This window comes from Priestia sp. P1_B12_1 (genome assembly GCF_056406695.1).
The window spans coordinates 814,184-835,184 of the sequence record NZ_JBFTZR010000002.1; the positions used below are offsets into that span (position 1 = coordinate 814,184).

Genomic DNA, 21,001 nt, shown 5'->3' on the forward strand with positions numbered 1-21,001 from the left:
AGAGAAATAGATGAAAATTGAAACTTTATTAGTTCGTTCAGGAGTAGGTCGTGATCCTTCAACAGGTTCTATTACAACACCCATTTACCAAGCATCAACATTTGCTCATCCTGCTTTAGGGCAAAGTACAGGATTTGACTATGCACGTACGGCAAACCCTACTCGTACAGCATTGGAAGAAGCAATTGCTGCTTTGGAAAAAGGAGAAGTAGGAGTAGCATTCGCTTCAGGAATGGCGGGTGTAATGGCAGTTTTGGCACTGTTTAAAAACGGAGATCATTTAATTGTATCAGAGGATTTATACGGAGGAACGTACCGAGTACTAAATGAAATCTTTTCAGAGCAAGGAATTACTGTTTCGTACGTCAACACAGCCCATCTCGAGCAAGTAAAAGATGCGCTTCGTCCCAACACAAAAGCTTTATTTATTGAAACACCTACGAATCCAATGATGCACGTGACTGATTTGCCAGAAGCAATTTCGTTAGCTAAACAGCATGATTTGCTTACTATCGTTGACAATACCTTCATGTCCCCTTATTATCAGCGTCCTTTAGAGCTTGGAGCAGATATTGTGATACATAGTGCAAGCAAATACATTGGGGGTCATAATGATGTAGTTGCTGGTCTTGTAGTGGCTCGATGTAGTAGCTTAGGAGAGAAAATTCGTTTTTATCAAAATGCAGCTGGGGCAATCTTAGGTCCACAGGATAGCTGGCTGTTATTACGCGGTGTTAAAACGCTAGCGCTTCGTATGGAAAAGCATAATGAAAACGCACTGAAAATTGCAAATTGGCTTACTGCTCATGATCTCGTGGAAAAAGTGTATTACCCTGGTCTTGAAACACATCCAGGCTATGAAATCATGAAGAAACAAGCAACTGGATTTGGAGGCATGATTTCTTTTGCTGTCTCACACCCTGACATCGTGTCAGTACTTTTAGAAAATGTCAAAGTTATTACATTTGCAGAAAGCTTAGGAGGCGTGGAAAGTTTAATGACATTCCCAGCTCGTCAAACACATGCTGATATTCCGGAAGAAATTCGAAATCGTGTCGGAGTAACAAACTGTTTACTGCGATTATCAGTTGGAATTGAGCACGCAGATGATTTAATTAAAGATTTGAAGGAGGCATTTGATGCATACCAACAATAATAAACATAGATTTGGTACGAACTTAATTCATGCAAATACAGGAATTGACGGTCATTTTGGAGCGGTTAACGTACCTATTTATCAGGTATCTACATTTAACCAAGAAGATGAGACGAACAACGGCCGCTATGACTATTCTCGTTCAGGAAATCCAACTCGTGAGGCTTTAGAAAACACCATTGCTCAGATAGAAAATGGATACGCTGGTTTTGCTTTTTCATCAGGTATGGCTGCTATCTCATCGGTGTTATCTATTTTTGAATCGGGGGATGAAATTTTAGTTTCACATGATACGTACGGCGGGACATATCGTGTATTAACACGATTATTTTCAAAGTTTGGTATCAAAACAACTTTTGTTGATACAACGAAGGTTGAGAAAGTTGAAGAAGCTATCACAAAGGATACGAAGGCTATTTATATCGAAAGCCCTTCAAATCCATTTTTACAGGTAACGGATATTAAAGCAGTAGCAAGTTTGGCGAAGGAGCGCAATCTCCTTACAATTGTGGATAACACGTTTTTAACACCTTATCTACAGCAGCCGATTGACCTTGGTGTAAACATTGTGATTCATAGTGCTACAAAATATATCAGCGGTCACAGTGACGTCATTGGCGGTTTAGTTGTAGTAAGCGATGAAAAGCTAGCAGAAGAAGTAAAGTTTGTACAAAATGCTTTTGGTGCTATCTTGGGACCGCAGGATTGTTTTTTACTGCTTCGAGGAATTAAGACATTAAAAGTTCGTTTAGATCAGCAGTTAAAAACAGCGCTGCAGTTTGCAAAGTGGCTTGAAGAACAATCTCTAGTAAGCCATGTATATTATCCAGGATTAAAAAGTCATCCAGACCACAAACTGATTTCAGAACAAGCAAATGGATACGGAGCTATGATTTCTTTCCAAGTACAGGATGAAAAGGTAGCACGACATATTTTACAAGGAGTAAAATTGGCTTCAATTGGCGTTAGTCTAGGTGCAGTTGAATCCATTTTAACGCATCCTGCAACAATGTCTCATGCAAGTATCCCAAAAGAAGTGCGTGAAGAAAAAGGAATTACTGATTCACTTCTTCGTCTTTCAGTAGGGTTAGAGGAATTCGAAGATTTAAAGCAAGACTTTAAGGCGGTTTTTCAAAGCTTAGAAGAAAAAGCGTTAATTAAATAAAGAAAAGGACTTCCATCAAGGAAGTCCTTTTTTATCGTTATATACAGCTATCTAAAAGGTTTGTGTATAGGGACGCAAGCGCAACTTTTTCATCAGAGGAAAGACTGCTGTTTAGAATTCTTTTTATGCCAAGGTGATATTTTACATACGGTGTTTGCCGGACGCGTGGATGAGTCATTTCATCTTTTAAATCTTTCATAATGGCTTCGTGAAGCTGATCTTCACTTGTCATGGCTTGTTTAGAAGCGAACGAACGGTTCAACCATAGGGTTTGATAAGCTGCTAGTAAATGTTCAGAAGTCATTGTGCAAAGAGCTCCTTTAGATTAGTTTCTTCATTATAATAATCTATAGTTTACCACAAGTATTAATACGTGTACGTAACTTTTACAGAAGCAGATACAATCAAGGACTGAGCTTGAATAGGGGGAGAGGCTGCTAATAACTTAGGCGAGGAGCCAGATGACTGATAGACAGGTCCTTCTTCGATTAAAATAGGAATTTGGTTAATAGGGAGCTGCAGCGTGTTGGCAATGGTAAAGGCCTTTTCTTTAGCGTTAAGCAAAGCTTTGCTTATCGCTTCTTGTTCATATTTATCATCATTTGTAACGTGGAATTGAAGATCTTGCGCTACGTTGGCTCCGCTTGAAAAAGTAGCGTTATAGACATCGCCAGCTTGTTTTACATCTTGTACTCTTACTCTAAATAAGTGCTGTACTTCGTATCCTGTAAGAGTCGATTTTCCATCGCTGTAATCATATTTAGGATTTATGGTGAACGAAGCTGTTTCAATTTGCTGGTCATTGATTCCAAGTTTTTTTATTTCTTGCAGCAAAGTATTTGAAACAGCTGAATTTTCTTTTAAGGCTTCTTGAACGTCTCGGTTTTCCGTGCGGGTTCCAATCGTCATGGAAATTTCATTTGGAACTGCTGAAACACTTCCTTCACCAATTACTTTAATTTCTCTATTTTGTGTATCTACGCGCAGTTGCTGTGTAGGTTCGTAAGGGAAATAAGAATGTTGCATGTAAAAACCCTCCTTAATCTGTCTTTAGTACATATATATGACAACATGGCTTGCATTAAAAGCAAAAAGTACACAAGTTACGACTTGTGTACTTTTTTTACTATTTTGTATGCTGTTCTAATACGCTTTCCATGTTTCTAAATTGATCTTCTACAGCTTTTGAAGGCTTTTTTGTTAACAGACTTACTACAATAACAGCCAGCAAGCTTAAGAAAAATCCAGGAATCATTTCGTAAAGGGCATCCTTCAATGGAGTATTTACCCAAATTAATACTGTAGCAGCACCTACAATCATCCCTGCAAGTGCTCCCCATCGAGTCATACGTTTCCAGTAAAGACTTAGTAAAATAGCAGGACCAAAAGCTGAACCAAATCCAGCCCAAGCATATCCAACCAGTCCTAAAATCGTATCACTAGGTTTTAAAGAAAGCAAAATGCCAATAATTGCAACACCTAAAACTGCAGCTCTTCCAACCGTTACAAGCTCTTTGTCAGAGGCCTTGCGTCGGAAAAATGTTTTATAAAAGTCTTCTGTAACAGAGCTTGCCGTTACAAGCAGCTGAGAAGAAATGGTACTCATAATTGCCGCTAGTAAAGCTGCATATAAGAATCCAGTAATTAACGGATTGAAGAGTATATCCGCAAATTTAATAAAAATAGTTTCAGGATCTGCTAATTTCATACCTGTTTTTTCTACATATGCAATCCCAACCAGTCCTGTCAGCATAGCACCAATAATAGAAATAATCATCCAGCTCATTCCAATACGACGTGCGGGTTTTAACTCCTTAACAGAAGAGATAGCCATAAAGCGAACGATAATATGAGGCTGTCCGAAATAGCCAAGTCCCCAGGCTAAGAAAGATATAATACCTAAAACGGTCGTACCTTTAAAAATGTCAAGGTATGCTGGATTAATGTCCTGTACAATATCTATTGTTGTGTTAACGCCTCCAACATTGGTGAAAGCTACAATAGGTACTAAAACTAAGGCAAGAAACATAATAACACCTTGAACAAAATCTGTTAAACTAACGGCTAAAAATCCACCGAAAAGGGTGTAGGCAATAACAACAGATGCTGTTACAAATAAGCCAATTTGATAATTCACACCAAATGCCGATTCGAATAATCGTCCGCCTGATACCATACCAGCTGAAGTGTAAAGAGTGAAGAAAATAAAGATAACAATCGCTGATACGGTTCGAAGAATCTTGGCATGGTCGCCAAAGCGATTTTCAAAAAAGTCTGGAATTGTAATGGAGTCATTCGCTACTTCCGTATAAGTGCGAAGACGCGGAGCGAGGATTAAATAATTTAAATAAGCACCAATAGATAAACCTACTGCAAGCCATAAACTCGAAAGACCTGTCACATACATGGATCCTGGAAGCCCCATTAACATCCATCCACTCATATCTGAAGCGCCAGCTGAAAGCGCAGTAACGGCCGGACCTAGTCCGCGTCCGCCTAGCATGTAACCCGATACGTCCTGAGTTGTTTTTGTGTAGGCATACCATCCTATTCCAAGCATTCCTACAAAATAAATGCCCAGTGAAATATAAACACCAATATCCACCAAATCTCCCCTTTATGCATTTTTTATGCATGAAACGAGCAGTGCTCGCCATGCAAACATCTTATGGTTTCTAAAACTAACAAACTTTTCCCTTACTATCAACCCACAAAACCGTAAATTACCTAAGTCTAAAATCCCCTAAACCTTTATATTATAGAAATGAAATCGTTTTCAAAATAAAGTAAAATAAAAATATTCAGAAATTTATAAGCGCATTTTTTATGCAATATTTTATGCAAAAAATAAAATAAAAAGAGCATTTCGTAAAATGCTCTTTTGACATTCATGTATATTAGCGTGAGTTCGGGAATACGCGGCGAACAACTTCTGAAAACTCATCAAACAGCCCAGAGACTGGTTTGCCGGTTTGAAGCTTGTCTACATATCCGTTCATACGGTTTACAAAGTCAGGGTTTGTTGATACAAACACTCGATGAACACTGCCGTCAGCTTTTCTCACTTCATGTGCGATCTTATGCTCCATATCTTTTGTGAGATTACCTTCTTTGTTATCGTCTAACACAGCTGCTACGTAAGCTGTATGATCGGTTACGATTACGTTAGCATCTTTAACGTTTTTTAATGCTACGATACGATCAGCCGCCACATCGGCTACTCTCATTCCGCCCGACTGGTTATATTGTTCTTTTTCGTTACGCTGTACATCTTGCGTATCGTTCACGTCATTCATTTTCGTTTTATTGTTTCCATTTTCATATGTGACGTTGCGGACTGTATCATCATCAATGACGCCATCTTTACCTTGATCTGCTGTGCTGCAGCCGAATAAAGAAAGGGTCGTCATGCAGCCTACAACAAACAAAAACGATTTCTTCATAGTATCACTCCTTATAAGTTTTAACCTTTCTTATAATTTGTTAAAAACGTGTGAAGCATACATGAAAAATATAAAAAAGCCTATACTATCGAAAAAGGAGGAATATGTATGAGTGGAATTCAACAAAGCATATTTGTGCTTCATACAAAAGAAGAAAACCATGAAGAAACAACAACGTTTGCACTAACTTCAGAAGAAGCTAAGTTATTATTTGAGACCCTGCAAAATAAACGAAAAGAAATTATCGACGCCCATATTGATAACATGTTGACGTAAGGAAGATCAATATTTTGCAAAACGGCTGAGCCATATGCTAAGAATGGCCAAATATTTGCATTTTACATATAGGTATAGTATAATGCAAACGCAACCAAATTTAATAAATGTAATGAATACTACGTTTGACCATACACTCGAATTAGATTTAGTGAAAATTCACTTGTTATAAAGGAGATCTACTTCGCGTAGGTCTCTTTTATAATATGTGAATTTTTTATTTACGGTATAAATGTAAATATAGAGTAACATATTAAATTTTTTACATTTTTTGGAGGTTTTTTACATGGCTACTACAGGTACAGTAAAATGGTTTAACAGTGAAAAGGGCTTCGGTTTTATCGAAGTACCAGGCGAAAATGACGTATTCGTTCATTTTTCAGCTATCCAATCTGAAGGCTTCAAAACATTAGAAGAAGGCCAAAAAGTTGAATTTGAAATCGTTGAAGGTCAACGTGGACCTCAAGCGGAGAATGTTGTAAAATTATAATTCAACGCTACATATGAAAGCTGCCGACAGGCAGCTTTTTTTATACAAATTTGTTTTATTTGTATGATTAAGAAAATAGATTAAAGTAGGGAAGAAGGGAAGGCATGAGTTCATTTCATTGCTGTGCCACATGTCAACATTTTCAAAGTATTAAATTGGATAAGGGAATGAAATATCGATGCAAAAGACTGGGCTATGAAACCCGTCCTTCTTATCAGTTTACATGCTGGGAGCCAAAAGAAGTAGTTAAAAAGCTAATGGAAAAACGAAATCAAAAATGAGGATTGGACATAACGCAATCAATTCAATCTACAGACGAACAAATGAGATAAATGAGCTAGTAGGGATCGTTTTTTACACAACAGCTAGAAGCAGTTACATACATAAAACCTATGTTCACTCTACCAATGAAAAAATCCGAACGAGTTTGATTCTCCACCAAGAATCTCGATTCATCGTTCGGATTTTCCTTCAACTAAAATACGTTTGTCCCAGTCTCTTTTAATTATTCCTCGTTATTTGTACCTTCCTCTGAAGGTAAGTGCTTCCCGCAAAACTCTTTTACAGCTTCTTCTTCCTCTTCTTCAAGGTCGAAGTCTAATACTTTATTTGTTGAAACTTCGTAAAAATGAGTTTGGGCAATAGAAGTGTTATCTTTGCCTTTAATATATACTAAGCGTAGTGCTAGGTCGTTGCCCGTATATAATTCATCATCTTCTTCTACCTCAATGTATAAATGAAATTCATAGCGTTCACCTAGAAGGAGACCAAATGGATCCTGCAATTGTTCAGCTGTATATTCTTTAATTGTAAACATATGTACGTCCTTTCCATATATCAGTAAAATGCTTGCATCATCTATTATAGTTTTTCTTTGCAAAGAAAGAAAGTGCATGCGTAATCCATGCACGGATTTATTCCTTGATCATTCTATTTAGCGAATCGATGGCGCAAGAACTTCGATGATTTACTTAAATGTGGAAGAAACGCGCGTATGTTTTTGCTTATACATGGCAGCATCTGCTTTTTGAATTAATGTATCTAGGTTGGTGTTGTCTGAAGGCGCACATATAATAAATCCGTAACTCGCAGACAGTGCATACGGCTTATTAAATTCTTTCTTTTTATCTTCTAGCTGTTCATTAATATTTTGCCACAGCTCTTGTACGTATTCTTCCGTTTGTTCAGGAGCAATTAATAAAAACTCATCTCCTCCGTAGCGAAAGAGCGTATCATCGTTGCCAACATAACCACTAATTGATTCTGCTATTGTTTTAATAAGCCAGTCGCCTTCTCTATGACCATATTGATCATTTACTAGTTTTAAAGAATTAATATCGATAAAACATAATAGGAAAGATGTATGATTGGTTTTAGCTCTCAGCAGTTCCAGCTGCAGTTTTTCCATTCCGCTTCTTCGATTTAAAATTCCGGTTAGCATATCAGTTGAAGCGTGCAAGCTCAATTCATGCTCAACCGCTTTTAAATCGGTTATATCGGTAATACCTGCGAGTATACAGCTTTCGCTTTGATACTCTAGTAATTCATAATTGATCATAACCCACTTTGAATCTCCATGTTCACGTGCTTCTAGGATGTAGTTTTTTACATATTTCTCTTGTTGAAGACGTTTTAAAATCTTCTCTCGATCTTCATCAGTAGGATAGATTATAAATCCGTCTATTTGATCAAGATCTTGAGAAACAAGATTGTAAAAGTGAATAGCTTTATTGTTAATGAGCAGCACTTTGTGGTCGGATAATCTCGTTAATAGCAAAGGATAGGGATTAATTTTGAACAGCGTAAAAAAATTACGTTCGCTTTCTTTTAGCTGTAAATGATTCATATATTCTTTGTGACGGTATGTATAAAGAATGTATGAAATAAGCAAAGCGATAACAACTGCTGCAGTTGTATTGATCTGCTTTGAAATAAGGGAAAAAGAATCCGGTACATATCGTGATAAGCCGTATAGTAAAAAAAGATGGTTAGGAATAAAAATGATGCACAGATGTTTTAATTTCATAGGACATAAAACAGCTGTGGAAATCAAAAGCATCATATACACGTCTACGCGACCTGTGAAAAGCTGACTGTTAATAGTAGAAAGTGCTGCAGCAAATACGTAATAAAATATATAGCCATATACAATGGTGCTTAAGTAGTTAGCAAACCGTTCTTTTCTCTTACTAACATAGTAGAAAAATAAATAAAGAGAGGAGAGAGCAAAACTAGTGAAATGAATACCAATTAGTGTATGTCTAAACTGAGATGTCCCCGCATGTTGAAGTAAAGAAAACCCTATATAAATATAAATAGGATAGGAAACTACAAGAGCAAGTGAAACTAGCTTGACTCTCTGTTGAAGCATCTCTACATTCGTTTTATCGAACATTTTATCTTCATTAACTTCTCTTCCAGAAGGAAAACGAAATTTCTTCAAAAAGGAGAAAGGTAAAAGCGAAAGAAGAAATGACATGAACATCATCTCCATATCTTTTTTAGGTATTTTAGCATGTTTCTATAAGAAAAGACATGAATTTTTCAGATGAAAATGTCTGCTTTTTGATTAAGAAAAAGCATAAAGATTTATATGATTAAAGGTGAGGACAAAGAGCCTCACCTTTTTTATTGAAGTTTATTGGATTCAGCATGCCGTACAAACATGGTTTCATCTTCTACTAATCCGCAAGCTCCGCACTGAATGCGTTTTTGCGGTCCGTTATAAGCAGCGTGAAAGGCATCGAGCGTATCGTTTGTGTATTCTTCTACAACGTCTCCGCTTCTTGGATCCATTTTTACAGGTTTTGCATTTTGTTCAATGATATTAAAACGCGTTCGATTTGTTTTGCAGCTAGGGCAAAGATAAGGGCTTCCCATTTTTAACATCTCCTTGAAAAATTTACTGTATTAATACCATGTCCGAATCCACCAAAAACATACAAAAACTTATGGTTTTCTATCGAACGTTCATTCGTTAAAATAGAAGTAGGTGATGAAAATGAGAATACGAAAAAACTTACAAGAAGTAATGGATGTCTTGCAAACGAATCCATCGTATCAGAAAAATATTGTTCATTGGCATACAATCGAAGAGAAAGAAGCTAAAACTTCGCCATTTCCGGCTTCTTTGCATACGAAACTGCGGCAAGCACTTGAGAACCGAGGAATTGGTTCGCTTTATACGCATCAAAAAACAGCGTTTGATTTGGCGACAGCTAAGAAGAATGTTGTGGCTGTGACGCCTACAGCATCGGGGAAAACATTGTGTTACAACTTGCCGGTACTTCAGAGTATCATGGAGAATGATCAAGCTAGAGCTCTTTATTTGTTTCCAACAAAAGCGCTTGCCCAAGATCAAAAAAGTGAATTAAATGAAATCATTGAAGAAATGGAAGTACCAATCAATAGCTACACGTATGATGGAGATACTCCGGCAAATATCCGTCAAAAGGTAAGAAAAGCAGGTCATATTGTTATTACGAATCCAGATATGCTTCATTCAGCTATTTTACCTCATCATACTAAATGGGTATCACTGTTTGAAAACCTGAAGTACATTGTGATCGATGAACTTCATACGTACCGCGGTGTTTTTGGAAGCCACGTAGCTAACGTTATACGCCGGTTAAAGCGAATTTGCCGCTACTATGGAAGCAATCCTATCTTTATTTGTACATCAGCGACCATCGCTAACCCAAAAGAACTTGCTGAGCATTTAACGGGAGCTCATGTTATGTTAGTAGATAACAACGGAGCGCCTAGCGGCCGCAAGCATTTTATTTTTTATAACCCGCCTATTGTTAATAAACCTTTAAACATTAGAAGAAGTGCTACCCTTGAAGTGCGAAATATTGCAGGAGAGTTTTTGAAAAATAAAATTCAAACGATTGTATTTGCACGAAGTCGAGTACGAGTGGAAATTATTTTAACGTATCTGCAGGAGCTCGTAAAAAACCAGCTTCAAAATAAGTCTATTCAAGGGTACCGCGGAGGATATTTGCCGAAGCAGCGACGCGAAATAGAAAGAGGACTTCGAGAGGGAAGTATTTACGGGGTAGTCAGTACGAATGCTTTAGAGCTAGGAGTGGATATCGGGCAGCTGCAGGTGTGTGTGATGACAGGTTATCCAGGCACGGTTGCAAGCGCTTGGCAGCAAGCAGGACGAGCAGGGAGACGTCACGGAGAAGCCGTCATTGTGATGGTCGCAAGTTCAAGTCCGCTTGATCAGTATATGATTCAGCATCCCGATTACTTTTTTAGCAGAAATCCAGAAACAGCTCGAATTAATCCTGATAATCTTGTTATTTTAGTCGATCATTTAAAATGCGCGTCCTATGAGCTGCCGTTTAAGCAGGGAGAAACATTTGATGGGGTAGAAATTGAAGACGTGCTGGAGTTTTTGCAAGAAGAGCGAGTGATTCATTTTAGCGGAGACAAATGGTACTGGATGAACGATTCGTTTCCAGCTCATAATATCAGTCTGCGCTCTGCATCCCAAGAAAATGTTGTCATCATTGATCAATCGGACGTTGCAAATGTGAAAGTAATTGGAGAAATGGATCGCTTTAGTGCCATGACGCTTCTTCATGATGAGGCGATTTACTTGCATCAAGGCATTCAGTATCAAGTAGAATACTTGGACTGGGATGAGAAAAAAGCGTATGTTCGTGAAGTCGATGTAGACTATTTCACCGATGCAAACTTAGCGGTTAACTTAAAGGTTCTAGAAGCTGATAAAGAACGAGTGGAAAGGACATATTCAATCGGTTACGGTGATGTAATGGTCAGCGCTATGGCTACGATATTTAAAAAAATAAAGTTTGAGACGCATGAAAACATAGGGTCAGGTCCCATTTCACTTCCGGAAGAAGAGCTTCATACAAATGCCGTGTGGCTAAGCTTTGAAAAAGAACAGTTTTACGAATCTGAAGAACGATTGGAACAAGCACTCATTTCCGTGGCAAATGCCATTCAGTCAATTGCACCGCTTATGGTGATGTGCGATCCGGCTGATTTACATGTAGTGCCTCAGATAAAAGCGGTGCACAACGAACAGCCGACTATCTTCTTATATGATCGATACCCGGGAGGCATTGGACTAAGTGATAAAGTATACGAACAAATGAATGATGTGCTAAATCAAACCAATCAATTAATTGTAAATTGTTCTTGCGAAAGCGGCTGTCCGTCTTGTATCGGTATGGAAGCACAGGGAGAACACGCAAAAAGCGATGCGCTCGTGCTGCTACAACAACTGCAAAGTAGGTGAACTCTTGTCTTTTAAAAATAAATTAAACCGTATGAAAAAGCATCTTCACGTTACAGAAGCAAAGCCGCCGGTTGAAAGTAACCCGCAGCGGCCTAAGAGCGCATCTATTCCCTATGAGCAGGAATGGAAGGGAAATCGTGCTGTGCCTTACTTTGCGGAAGACAGCTACTGTATGATCAGAGAAGTGGTGTACCCGCTCGACTACAAACATGGACATTATGAATTTAATGAGCTAAAAAAAGTAGTGCAAGTATGGAATCGGTCTACAGTTGCCCATCCGCTTTCATCAAAAGGCCACACATATTCAGATTTATTTTTCTTTGATACGGAAACGACGGGGCTTAGTACAGGTACGGGAACGACTATCTTTTTGCTAGGATATGCAAGGGTGCTAAAAGATTCCGTCGTTTTTCGTCAGCATATATTAACGGAGCCAAGTGGAGAAGTAGCATTTTACGAAAGTTTTTTAAAAGAAGTAGACTATACGACGCTTGTGACTTATAATGGGAAATCTTTCGATTGGCCTCACGTGAAGACTCGCCATACGCTATTGAGAGATCATTTGCCCAAGCTGCCTAAGTTCGGTCACTTTGATTTGCTGCATGCGTCAAGAAGGCTGTGGAAACACAAAATGAGTTCGGTGAAGCTTGCGAATGTCGAAAAAGAAATACTTGGAATTGAAAGAGTTGATGATATTCCAGGTTTTTTAGCTCCCATGATCTATTTTGATTTTATTGAAACGAAAAATCCAAGAGGCTTATTCGATATTATGAAACATAATGAACATGATATTTTATCGCTTATTACCTTATACATTCATTTATCAAAGCATCTCCTTACTAGTGAGGAGTTTACAGAGAAAGAAACATACGAAGTAGCAAGGTGGTATGAGCAGTTAGGGGAGAACAAGCACGCTTTCTCTCTTTATCAGGGCGTAGCAGAAAAAGAAAAAGAAGAGCATGAAAAAGCTCAGCTAGCGATGGCTTATCATTATAAAAAAGAGAAGAGTTGGAAAGAGGCAGTGGACATGTTTGAACCCTTGGTTCAAACATGTGAAGGTGACGTCGCTATAGAAGCATTGGTTGAGCTAGCTAAAATTTATGAGCATCGTCTCAAAGATGTTCATCAAGCACTTCTATATACTGAGCTAGCCTCGGAGAAGTGGAATCAACTCAGAGGAATGACTAAAAAAACGTCGAAGGAAGCACTTGAAAAAAGACTTCTTAGACTAAAAAATAAATCAGCTAAAGCATAGACTTCGGCTGATTTATTTTAAAAAATTCAGAATTATTATTCTTTTGTTTTTGTGGATGTTTTATATTGTTCTATTTTTCAGTCATTGATAAAATTAGTCAATGTAAGACTTATTCTTACAGCTTAAAAACAGAACTTTGGTGAGATGGAGAGAGGCCCCATGAAAAATGTGATTTTAGTATCATTTTTCGCATTAATTTGTTTAACAGTAATTGTCTTAAGCAGTTTGAAAAATTCGTATAACTCCTTTATGTAGGTCAAAAATAGGTGTTTGTCTTAGTACATGTACATTGCCCTTCACATATTGTAATAGTGTAATAACTAAACAGTGAAAGGGGAAAAAGGATATGTATCCAAGACCAACAAAATGTATGCCACCAATTGTGCATCCAACAAAATGCTGCACGCAGTTTACTTCTCAGGAGGTAGTAGTACCTCACATTCATCCAAGTCATAATACATTGGTGAATCATACAAATGTGAAGCACGTACATTACTTCCCGCAAACGCAATCTGTTGTAAATGAAACTTCAAATCAACAGTTTTTTGGCGGCGCGCAGCAATATCCAACTCAAGTAGGAGGAGCAGGCTATCCAGGTCAAGTGGCAGGAGCAGGCTACCCAGGTCAAGTAGCAGGTGCTGGTTATCCAGGTCAAATGGGAGGCTATCCAGGTCAAGTAGCAGGTGCTGGTTATCCAGGTCAAATGGGAGGCTATCCAGGTCAAGTGGCAGGAGCAGGCTACCCAGGTCAAGTAGCAGGTGCTAGTTATCCGGGACACAAAGGTTGCGGCCAAGGAAGCTGTCATACAAAAGGCGCGCATCAAGGACCAAATTCAGGGTATTTTAGATAATGTACGCTAATAGGAGCTGATTTCATCAGTTCCTATTCTATTTTGTTATAAAGGAGTTATATAATGAAGGTGCTAACAGTTACCGGTTATAAGCCATTCGAACTTGGCATTTTTAATGAAAAACATCAAGGTATTACATATATAAAAAAAGCACTCTATAAAAAATTACAGGAATTAGTAGAAGATGGATTAGAATGGGTATTGATTAGCGGCCAGCTAGGAGTAGAAATTTGGGCAGCAGAAGTGGTATTTGATCTTCAGCTCGATTATCCCGAGCTTCAGTTAGCTGTTTTAACACCGTTTTTGGAGCAAGAAGAAAAATGGAATGACGTGAATAAAGAATTGTATGAATTCGTCTTAAGTCAAGCAGATTATGTAGATAGCATTACAAAAAAGAAATATGAAAGTCCAGCACAGTTTCGGTTGAAAAATCAATTTTTAGTAGAAAAAAGTGAAGGTATTTGTTTAGTTTACGATGAAGAGCACGAAGGAAGTCCCAAATATATGTTAGAAACGGCTAAAAAACGTGCTGAACGAGAAGAATACCCTATTATAATGGTGACATCTCATGACTTACAGGATATCGTGGATGAAGAAAAATTTTCGTCTTTTTAACGCCACTTGGCGAAACATTTTAAAAGATAAATTGACATTTGAAGCTATTTTTGAAAAAATGAATTATAATAAAGATAAGGTTTATCGTATTCGAGGTGATAGAGATGTTAGCTGATAAAATCCGTTTAACGGCCAAAGAAATTTTAGAAAAAGAATTTAAAACAGGCATGAGAGGCTATAATCAAGAAGAAGTAGATAAGTATCTAGATTCTGTTATTAAAGATTATGAAGCATTTCATGAAGAAATTGAAGCATTACAAACTGAAAATTTACGCTTAAAAAAGCAAGTAGAAGAATTATCTAAAAAGCCGCAACAACCTTCGTTTACCCCGCCGCCGGCTCAACAGCAGCAGCAAGCGGGTACGACAAACTTTGATATTTTAAAACGTTTGTCGAACTTAGAAAAACATGTGTTTGGAAGTAAATTATACGAATAACCTAAAAATAGGAGTTGCATTCAACTCCTATTTTTATTATACTAAGGAAAGTCGTTATCAATAACGTTCGGGTAATTGCTGCATCACATATGAGGATGTAGAGGAAAGTCCATGCTCGCACAGACTGCGATGTCTGTAGTGTTCGTGCCTAGCGAAGTCATAAGCTAGGGTAGCTGTTAAAAGCTAACGGCGGGGAAAAAGCCTAAGTCTTTTTAAGATATGGCTTGACTACTCTGAAAGTGCCACAGTGACGAAGTCTTATCAGAAATGATAAGAGTGGAACGAGGTAAACCCCTCGAGCGAGAAACCCAAATAATGGTAGGGGAACTTTCTGGAAGGAACTGAACGGAAGGAAGGACAAAATGGTTACATTTTGTAGATAGATAATTGCCACCGGAGTACGAGGTAGCTAGCCGCTTGCAGTACAATGGTACAAAACATGGCTTACAGAACGTTATTGAAAAGCAATCGACACTTGTTGTTACACACTATATTTTAATCCAACCCAGCTCTTCGTATAACGGAAGAGCTTTTTTTATGTCAAAATGACAGCTTATCATAAGCTGTCATTTTTTTGTACAACCAGACTGAGCTTGTTGTCAGCCTCAGGTCTTAGGAGAAAATAAAGCTTTAGCTCGTTTTGAAAAAACGTCATAATCCTTAAACTAAGTATATAGATAAGCGAAAGGAGGAGACAAAATGAAAAAAGTTGGTTTGTTTTTGATTGGAGCGGTAGCTGCTATCGTTCTTCTTGCAAATGCCGGTCCGATGGTAGGACTTGCACTTGGCTTAGTTATTTTGTACGTAGCATTTAGAGGGTTTGTTAAAGCAGAGACCCCCTTTAAAAAATGGCTCTGGGGGTTTATAGGTGTTGTCGTACTCTTAACAACTGTTTCAAATCTCCCGGCCCTTGCTGGTATCATCGCAGCAGTCGTACTTTACATTGTATATAAAAAATGGAACAGCAGCAGCCCTATAAAAACGGAAAAAGAAGATCCGTTTAAGCATTTTGAACGTCAGTGGGCTGATTTAAATCAAAAATAATGAAAGTTTACTTTATTATCTAAGGAGATGAACAAAATGAGAAACTTATTTACTCGAATGAAAGAAACGATTTCTGCAGACCTTCATCAATTACTTGATCACAAAGAACAAAAAAATCCAATTGCTGCACTAAACCACTATTTGCGTCAATGCGAGCAGGAGACCGAAAAGGTAAGGCAGCTTGTTGAGCGACAGCACACGTTAAAAGAACAGTTTAATCGCGAATACCATCTGGCCCTTGACATGATGAAAAAACGTCATGAGCAAGCACAAGTAGCACAAGCAGCTGAAGAAACGGAATTACATGAATTTATTTTAAAAGAACATGCTCACTACGAAGAGAGAGCAAAGCGTGTAAAAGAATCTTATGAAGATACATCCAAGCAGTTAGAAGAGCTTGAACAAAAGTATGAAGAAATGAAGCATAAGGTAAAAGATATGCATATTCGCCGCATGGAACTAATGGGACGCGAAAATATTGCTCGTGCGCATCATCGTATGAATTCAGTAATGAAAACAGAAGCATCTTATACGTCCTACAGCCAGTTTGACGAAATGGAAACCTATATTGACCAGCTTGAAAATCAAATTAATACAAATTACTATAGACAAACGGTAGACAGCAAGATTGCTGAATTAGAAAAAAGAGTAAAATCATCGTAAAAAATCAGTGTTTCTGCATAAAACATGGTATTCTAAAAAAGGCGTAGGTTTCTGCGTCTTTTTAAGGTGAGAGAATAGATACCTGCAGCATCCAAAGAACGCTATGTCATCTACGAGGAGAAGGGAGAGAGAGCTGTGCAAAGCGTAAACAAAACAGAATCTCTTATGTTCATTTTTATTTGCAGTTTATTTGTCCTGTTTATTGAAATTATGTTTTTTCACAGCGGCTTGATCTTTTCTGTATTAATTGCCGGTGCGTTCATGTATATTGGGCGAAAAAAAATGAGAAGAAAACTAGGGCGCATTTTATTTTGGATTGGCGTTATTGGACTTGTGTTGAATATATTTAATACGGTTGCCTTTAAGTTTTTAGTTATTGCTCTTTTTCTGTATTTTTTACTTAGATTTATTCAATCAAGAAAGCACCCGGTTGAATTCAGACCAACTGACCAATTTACCCAGCAGCCAAACCAAAGTTTGGTGCAGGTCCGCCCGGTTTTGACGAATAAACTTCTTGGTAGTCAAAGAACCGAAGACTCCGTATACGAATGGGATGATATTAATATTCAAAGCGTATGGGGAGACATTGTGGTTGATTTAAGCAATACCGTTCTGCCAAAAGGCGATGCGGTTATTTTTATTCGTCAGGTGTTTGGAAATATTAAAGTGCTCATTCCTTACGAAACGGAAGTATCTGTGAATCATTCTAAACTAGCAGGAAACGTAACGGTTTTTGGACATCAGCGCGGCTTTTCGTTCAATGAAAATTTGTCTATCAAAACAGAGGAATTTGATCAATCTGCTCATAGGGTGAAGATTGTTACAACTGTTGTGATTGGAGATTTAGAGGTGCAAAGGATATGAGTATTCTTCAACGGCAGTTATTATGGGGGATTTTCTTAAGTTTTTTTGTATTTGTATCCGTGCTCCTTACCGTGTTTTTTGCATATCCTGTTTTTCAACTTAGCGACTTATGGAAAACAAGCGTATTTGGCATGCCTTTTGTGCTGTTTTCCTTCAGTTTAAGCCTTACGATTGGAAGCGTGATTGGAGGAATCATGGGGTTTATGTGGAGACAGCAGTGGACATATGTTGAAAACCGATTATATGAAATAGAAAATGGCCATCGGCATATGTCGGCAAATGAACCGTTTATTCAAGAAACGTCTCGAATTATAAGCCGTTTAAATAAAGTAGATCATAAAATGATTCTTCAAGCACAGCAATCTCAAAAGATGGCAACGGAAAAAGTGGAAAATCAGCAAAAGCAAGTGCAAGAAATTGTTTCTCAGGAACGAAATCGGCTTGCTAGAGAATTGCATGACTCCGTTAGTCAGCAGCTATTTGCCGCTTCGATGCTTATGTCTGCTATTACGGAATCCACTCTTACGCTGCAAGATTCTGAAGCTAAGCAATTAAAGATGGTTGAAAAAATGATTAATCAATCACAGCTTGAAATGAGGGCTTTGCTTCTTCATCTTCGTCCTGCAGCATTAAAAGGAAAATCGCTACAGGCCGGAATGAAAGAACTGATGAATGAGCTTGCTCAAAAAGTACCGCTTGAATTAAATTGGAAAATAGAAGGTTTTGAACTTGATAAAGGCATTGAAGACCACTTGTTTAGGATTTTGCAAGAATCCGTATCAAATACGCTGCGTCATGCCAATGCAACAGCTTTAGATGTGCTGCTGATTAAACGTGACTTTTCCATTATTTTACGTATTGTTGATAACGGAGTTGGTTTTGATGTAGAAAAGGAAAAAGTCGGATCGTACGGCCTGCAAAATATGTACGAACGCGCAGTTGAAATTGGAGGCCTATTAAAAATTATTAGTTTGCCCGACAAAGGAACAAAGCTAGAAGTGAAAGTACCGTTAGTAGAAAGAGAGGAGAAGCAAAATGATTAATGTACTGTTAGTAGATGATCATGAAATGGTTCGTATTGGCGTAGGAGCGTATTTGTCGGCTCAAGCAGACATTCATGTGATAGCTGAAGCAGCAAATGGCCAACAGGCCGTTGAATTAGGGCTTCAGCTGCGCCCGGATATTATTTTAATGGATTTAGTCATGGAAGAAATGGACGGGATTGAAGCAACAAAACAACTGATTAAGCAGTGGCCAGAAGTGAAAGTGATCATTGTTACTAGCTTTCTAGATGACGAAAAAGTATATCCCGCTCTAGAGGCAGGGGCAACAAGCTACTTATTAAAAACGTCTAAAGCAGGAGAAATTGCAGCTGCTATTCGCCGTACATATGAGGGGCAATCTGTATTAGAGCCCGAAGTAACCGGTAAAATGATGTCTAAAATGAGAAAACCGTCGTTACCTCATGAAGAACTGACAGCTCGTGAAATGGAAATTTTACTGCTAATGACACAAGGCAAAACAAATCAAGAAATTGCAGACGAATTATTTATTGCGCTAAAGACGGTAAAAACACATGTGAGCAATTTATTAAGTAAGCTGGATGTACAGGACCGGACTCAAGCCGTCATCTATGCCTTTAAACACAAATTAGCGCAGTGAGAATCGTTATTCAAAAGAGAATAACGATTTTTTTTGTGAAAAACCTATTTTTTTGCATGTATTCATTATAAAATAGCGATATGCGTAAAGGCGAACGCTTACGTAAAAGCACTATTTTGAGGGGTTGAGCACATGGAAAAGAAATGGTGGAAAGAAGCTGTTGCGTATCAAATCTATCCGCGAAGCTTCATGGATTCAAACGGCGATGGAATTGGTGACATTCAAGGGGTTATTTCAAAATTAGACTATTTATCTGATCTTGGAATTGATGTCATTTGGATTTGCCCGATTTATCAGTCTCCTAACGACGATAATGGCTACGATATCAGTGATTATAAAGATATTATGAAAGATTTCGGAACAATGGAAGACTTTGATGAGCTGCTAGATGAAGTTCACCATCGCGGAATGAAGCTGATTATGGATTTAGTTATTAATCATACTTCAGATGAACACCCTTGGTTTTTAGAATCCAGGTCTTCTAAAGAGAATCCATATCGTGATTATTATATTTGGCACGAAGGTAAAGATGGCAAAGAGCCAAACAACTGGGAATCTATTTTTAGCGGATCAGCTTGGGAGTTCGACGAAAAGACAAAAGAATATTACATGCACGTATTTTCTAAAAAACAGCCCGATTTAAACTGGGAAAACGAAAAAGTACGTCATGAGCTTTATGAAATGGTTAACTGGTGGTTAGATAAAGGAATTGACGGCTTTCGTGTAGATGCTATTTCGCATATTAAGAAAGTGGCCGGCTTCCCAGATCTACCGAACCCTGAAAAGCTAGATTATGTGCCATCGTTTGAAGGACATATGAATCGACCGGGAATTCAAGAACATTTAAAAGAGCTAAAAGAAAATACGTTTGCCAAATACGATATTATGACGGTTGGAGAGGCAAATGGTGTAACATCGAACAGCGCGGATGAGTGGGTAGCTGAAGATGGCGGAAACTTCAATATGATTTTTCAGTTCGAGCATATGGGACTGTGGGATAAAGGAGAAGAAAAACCGCTTGATTTAATCGAGTTAAAAACGATTTTAACTAATTGGCAAAATGGTTTAGAAAAAATCAACGGCTGGAACGCTTTATATTTAGAAAATCATGACCAAATTCGTTCTGTAAATAAATTCGGCAGCGTAGCTTACCGAGTGGAAAGTGCAAAGTGCTTAGCTGCACTATACTTTTTAATGAAAGGAACACCGTTTATTTATCAAGGACAAGAACTTGGAATGACCAATGTTAAGTTCGATTCTATTGACGATTATGATGATGTTGGTATGATTAACTACTACCGTATTCAGCGTGAAAAAGGCGATTCACATGACGAAATTATGAAAGTGATTTGGGAAACAGGCCGCGATAATTCAAGAACGCCAATGCAGTGGAATACAGAAAGAAATGCAGGATTTTCTACTGGTACACCTTGGATGAAGGTGAATCCAAATTACGTAGATATTAACGTAGAAGAGCAGAAAAGTGATAAGAATTCGGTACTGAATTTTTACAAACAGCTCATTAAAATTAGAAAACAGCATGATGTGCTGGTGTATGGAACTTATAAGCTGTTGGCAGAAGAAGATACCGCTATTTACGCGTATACGCGAACATTAGAAGGTAAAACTGCTGTTGTTATTTGTAACATGTCACCGAAAAATCAAACGTTCGAGTTTCCTTCAGAGAGCGCATTTACAAACAGAGAAGTGCTGATTCATAATTATCCGTTGGATACAAACGAAACGCTTGAAAAATGTACGCTGCACCCATATGAAACACGTGTATACTTACTTTCATAAACAAGTTGA

Annotated in this window: 23 protein-coding genes and 1 other RNA gene; 17 read left to right on the plus strand and 7 right to left on the minus strand. The window is 38.0% G+C overall.

What is annotated here, in order from left to right; translation table 11 throughout:
* The first annotated feature begins 10 nt into the window (after window positions 1-10).
* Together AC1D0Y_RS09600 and AC1D0Y_RS09605 are read left to right on the plus strand one after the other, a co-directional pair.
* Window positions 11-1,156 carry a trans-sulfuration enzyme family protein gene (locus tag AC1D0Y_RS09600; protein WP_028407979.1) on the plus strand — a complete coding sequence of 382 codons (1,146 nt, stop codon included), beginning with the start codon at window positions 11-13 and terminating at the stop codon, window positions 1,154-1,156.
* A complete protein-coding gene (locus AC1D0Y_RS09605; protein WP_060746059.1) occupies window positions 1,140-2,321 on the plus strand; it encodes a trans-sulfuration enzyme family protein in 1,182 nt (393 codons plus the stop codon). The genes AC1D0Y_RS09600 and AC1D0Y_RS09605 overlap by 17 nt, the downstream gene beginning before the upstream one ends.
* Before the next feature lie 37 nt (window positions 2,322-2,358).
* Here the strand turns inward: AC1D0Y_RS09605 and AC1D0Y_RS09610 are convergent, their stop codons facing one another.
* From AC1D0Y_RS09610 to AC1D0Y_RS09625, 4 genes are all read right to left on the minus strand, one after another.
* Window positions 2,359-2,625, minus strand: a complete 267-nt coding sequence (locus AC1D0Y_RS09610; protein WP_060746058.1) for a hypothetical protein — start codon at window positions 2,623-2,625, stop codon at window positions 2,359-2,361.
* Between the two features lie 62 nt (window positions 2,626-2,687).
* Window positions 2,688-3,347 carry an SIMPL domain-containing protein gene (locus tag AC1D0Y_RS09615; RefSeq protein WP_028407982.1) on the minus strand — a complete coding sequence of 220 codons (660 nt, stop codon included), beginning with the start codon at window positions 3,345-3,347 and terminating at the stop codon, window positions 2,688-2,690.
* A gap of 100 nt (window positions 3,348-3,447) precedes the next feature.
* The gene (gene putP, locus AC1D0Y_RS09620) at window positions 3,448-4,881 is read right to left on the minus strand and encodes a sodium/proline symporter PutP (protein WP_372482328.1); all 1,434 of its coding nucleotides are present in this window, start codon (window positions 4,879-4,881) and stop codon (window positions 3,448-3,450) included.
* 337 nt (window positions 4,882-5,218) lie between these two features.
* Entirely contained in the window at window positions 5,219-5,764 is a 546-nt protein-coding gene (locus AC1D0Y_RS09625) for a YhcN/YlaJ family sporulation lipoprotein (protein WP_016763474.1), read from the minus strand.
* Between the two features lie 108 nt (window positions 5,765-5,872).
* On the opposite strand from AC1D0Y_RS09625, the gene AC1D0Y_RS09630 reads away from it, so the two are divergent.
* The 3 genes from AC1D0Y_RS09630 (at window position 5,873) to AC1D0Y_RS09640 (ending at window position 6,811) form a co-directional block, all read left to right on the plus strand.
* Window positions 5,873-6,040 carry a hypothetical protein gene (locus AC1D0Y_RS09630; protein WP_013056129.1) on the plus strand — a complete coding sequence of 56 codons (168 nt, stop codon included), beginning with the start codon at window positions 5,873-5,875 and terminating at the stop codon, window positions 6,038-6,040.
* Window positions 6,041-6,326: 286 nt separating this feature from the next.
* On the plus strand, window positions 6,327-6,530 hold the full coding sequence (locus AC1D0Y_RS09635) for a cold-shock protein (RefSeq protein WP_013056130.1): 204 nt from the start codon (window positions 6,327-6,329) through the stop codon (window positions 6,528-6,530).
* A gap of 104 nt (window positions 6,531-6,634) precedes the next feature.
* The gene (locus tag AC1D0Y_RS09640; RefSeq protein WP_165575379.1) at window positions 6,635-6,811 is read left to right on the plus strand and encodes a hypothetical protein; all 177 of its coding nucleotides are present in this window, start codon (window positions 6,635-6,637) and stop codon (window positions 6,809-6,811) included.
* A 224-nt stretch (window positions 6,812-7,035) separates the two neighbouring features.
* On the opposite strand, the gene AC1D0Y_RS09645 is transcribed toward AC1D0Y_RS09640, so the two are convergent.
* The 3 genes from AC1D0Y_RS09645 to AC1D0Y_RS09655 form a co-directional block, all read right to left on the minus strand.
* A complete protein-coding gene (locus tag AC1D0Y_RS09645) occupies window positions 7,036-7,347 on the minus strand; it encodes a DUF6509 family protein (RefSeq protein ID WP_043980580.1) in 312 nt (103 codons plus the stop codon).
* A 150-nt stretch (window positions 7,348-7,497) separates the two neighbouring features.
* On the minus strand, window positions 7,498-9,009 hold the full coding sequence (locus tag AC1D0Y_RS09650; protein ID WP_477707526.1) for a sensor domain-containing diguanylate cyclase: 1,512 nt from the start codon (window positions 9,007-9,009) through the stop codon (window positions 7,498-7,500).
* Between the two features lie 149 nt (window positions 9,010-9,158).
* Complete coding sequence (locus AC1D0Y_RS09655; protein ID WP_013056134.1) at window positions 9,159-9,410, minus strand: hypothetical protein; 252 nt, start codon at window positions 9,408-9,410, stop codon at window positions 9,159-9,161.
* Between the two features lie 121 nt (window positions 9,411-9,531).
* Here AC1D0Y_RS09655 and AC1D0Y_RS09660 point away from each other — a divergent pair, with 121 nt between their 5' ends.
* From AC1D0Y_RS09660 to AC1D0Y_RS09715, 12 genes are all read left to right on the plus strand, one after another.
* Window positions 9,532-11,802: a DEAD/DEAH box helicase gene (locus AC1D0Y_RS09660; protein ID WP_028407986.1), complete on the plus strand. Its 2,271-nt coding sequence runs from the start codon at window positions 9,532-9,534 to the stop codon at window positions 11,800-11,802.
* A gap of 4 nt (window positions 11,803-11,806) precedes the next feature.
* Entirely contained in the window at window positions 11,807-13,057 is a 1,251-nt protein-coding gene (locus AC1D0Y_RS09665; RefSeq protein WP_477707527.1) for a ribonuclease H-like domain-containing protein, read from the plus strand.
* A gap of 346 nt (window positions 13,058-13,403) precedes the next feature.
* Complete coding sequence (locus tag AC1D0Y_RS09670) at window positions 13,404-13,907, plus strand: spore coat protein (protein WP_098248337.1); 504 nt, start codon at window positions 13,404-13,406, stop codon at window positions 13,905-13,907.
* 63 nt (window positions 13,908-13,970) lie between these two features.
* Window positions 13,971-14,522, plus strand: coding sequence for an SLOG family protein (locus AC1D0Y_RS09675; protein ID WP_028414057.1), 552 nt, complete (start codon window positions 13,971-13,973; stop codon window positions 14,520-14,522).
* A 104-nt stretch (window positions 14,523-14,626) separates the two neighbouring features.
* Window positions 14,627-14,959, plus strand: coding sequence for a cell division regulator GpsB (gene gpsB / locus AC1D0Y_RS09680; RefSeq protein WP_013056140.1), 333 nt, complete (start codon window positions 14,627-14,629; stop codon window positions 14,957-14,959).
* A gap of 63 nt (window positions 14,960-15,022) precedes the next feature.
* Window positions 15,023-15,411, plus strand: an RNA gene (gene rnpB / locus AC1D0Y_RS09685) — RNase P RNA component class B.
* A 247-nt stretch (window positions 15,412-15,658) separates the two neighbouring features.
* On the plus strand, window positions 15,659-16,003 hold the full coding sequence (locus tag AC1D0Y_RS09690) for a lmo0954 family membrane protein (protein ID WP_060746054.1): 345 nt from the start codon (window positions 15,659-15,661) through the stop codon (window positions 16,001-16,003).
* A 36-nt stretch (window positions 16,004-16,039) separates the two neighbouring features.
* A complete protein-coding gene (locus AC1D0Y_RS09695) occupies window positions 16,040-16,666 on the plus strand; it encodes a PspA/IM30 family protein (RefSeq protein WP_098248336.1) in 627 nt (208 codons plus the stop codon).
* Window positions 16,667-16,801: 135 nt separating this feature from the next.
* The gene (gene liaF, locus AC1D0Y_RS09700; RefSeq protein WP_028407991.1) at window positions 16,802-17,530 is read left to right on the plus strand and encodes a cell wall-active antibiotics response protein LiaF; all 729 of its coding nucleotides are present in this window, start codon (window positions 16,802-16,804) and stop codon (window positions 17,528-17,530) included.
* Window positions 17,527-18,573, plus strand: coding sequence for a sensor histidine kinase (locus tag AC1D0Y_RS09705; protein ID WP_477707528.1), 1,047 nt, complete (start codon window positions 17,527-17,529; stop codon window positions 18,571-18,573). The genes liaF and AC1D0Y_RS09705 overlap by 4 nt, the downstream gene beginning before the upstream one ends.
* A complete protein-coding gene (locus AC1D0Y_RS09710; protein WP_477707529.1) occupies window positions 18,566-19,192 on the plus strand; it encodes a response regulator in 627 nt (208 codons plus the stop codon). The genes AC1D0Y_RS09705 and AC1D0Y_RS09710 overlap by 8 nt, the downstream gene beginning before the upstream one ends.
* Before the next feature lie 132 nt (window positions 19,193-19,324).
* On the plus strand, window positions 19,325-20,992 hold the full coding sequence (locus AC1D0Y_RS09715; protein ID WP_028407993.1) for a glycoside hydrolase family 13 protein: 1,668 nt from the start codon (window positions 19,325-19,327) through the stop codon (window positions 20,990-20,992).
* Window positions 20,993-21,001 lie beyond the last annotated feature (9 nt).

Coding starts and splice junctions, on each gene's coding strand:
- AC1D0Y_RS09600 (WP_028407979.1), top strand. CDS start 11: ATGAAAATTGAAACTTTATTAGTTCGTTCAGGAGTAGGTCGTGATCCT.
- AC1D0Y_RS09605 (WP_060746059.1), top strand. CDS start 1,140: ATGCATACCAACAATAATAAACATAGATTTGGTACGAACTTAATTCAT.
- AC1D0Y_RS09610 (WP_060746058.1), bottom strand. CDS start 2,625: ATGACTTCTGAACATTTACTAGCAGCTTATCAAACCCTATGGTTGAAC.
- AC1D0Y_RS09615 (WP_028407982.1), bottom strand. CDS start 3,347: ATGCAACATTCTTATTTCCCTTACGAACCTACACAGCAACTGCGCGTA.
- putP (WP_372482328.1), bottom strand. CDS start 4,881: ATGCTTGGAATAGGATGGTATGCCTACACAAAAACAACTCAGGACGTA.
- AC1D0Y_RS09625 (WP_016763474.1), bottom strand. CDS start 5,764: ATGAAGAAATCGTTTTTGTTTGTTGTAGGCTGCATGACGACCCTTTCT.
- AC1D0Y_RS09630 (WP_013056129.1), top strand. CDS start 5,873: ATGAGTGGAATTCAACAAAGCATATTTGTGCTTCATACAAAAGAAGAA.
- AC1D0Y_RS09635 (WP_013056130.1), top strand. CDS start 6,327: ATGGCTACTACAGGTACAGTAAAATGGTTTAACAGTGAAAAGGGCTTC.
- AC1D0Y_RS09640 (WP_165575379.1), top strand. CDS start 6,635: ATGAGTTCATTTCATTGCTGTGCCACATGTCAACATTTTCAAAGTATT.
- AC1D0Y_RS09645 (WP_043980580.1), bottom strand. CDS start 7,347: ATGTTTACAATTAAAGAATATACAGCTGAACAATTGCAGGATCCATTT.
- AC1D0Y_RS09650 (WP_477707526.1), bottom strand. CDS start 9,009: ATGTCATTTCTTCTTTCGCTTTTACCTTTCTCCTTTTTGAAGAAATTT.
- AC1D0Y_RS09655 (WP_013056134.1), bottom strand. CDS start 9,410: ATGGGAAGCCCTTATCTTTGCCCTAGCTGCAAAACAAATCGAACGCGT.
- AC1D0Y_RS09660 (WP_028407986.1), top strand. CDS start 9,532: ATGAGAATACGAAAAAACTTACAAGAAGTAATGGATGTCTTGCAAACG.
- AC1D0Y_RS09670 (WP_098248337.1), top strand. CDS start 13,404: ATGTATCCAAGACCAACAAAATGTATGCCACCAATTGTGCATCCAACA.
- AC1D0Y_RS09675 (WP_028414057.1), top strand. CDS start 13,971: ATGAAGGTGCTAACAGTTACCGGTTATAAGCCATTCGAACTTGGCATT.
- gpsB (WP_013056140.1), top strand. CDS start 14,627: ATGTTAGCTGATAAAATCCGTTTAACGGCCAAAGAAATTTTAGAAAAA.
- AC1D0Y_RS09690 (WP_060746054.1), top strand. CDS start 15,659: ATGAAAAAAGTTGGTTTGTTTTTGATTGGAGCGGTAGCTGCTATCGTT.
- AC1D0Y_RS09695 (WP_098248336.1), top strand. CDS start 16,040: ATGAGAAACTTATTTACTCGAATGAAAGAAACGATTTCTGCAGACCTT.
- AC1D0Y_RS09705 (WP_477707528.1), top strand. CDS start 17,527: ATGAGTATTCTTCAACGGCAGTTATTATGGGGGATTTTCTTAAGTTTT.
- AC1D0Y_RS09710 (WP_477707529.1), top strand. CDS start 18,566: ATGATTAATGTACTGTTAGTAGATGATCATGAAATGGTTCGTATTGGC.
- AC1D0Y_RS09715 (WP_028407993.1), top strand. CDS start 19,325: ATGGAAAAGAAATGGTGGAAAGAAGCTGTTGCGTATCAAATCTATCCG.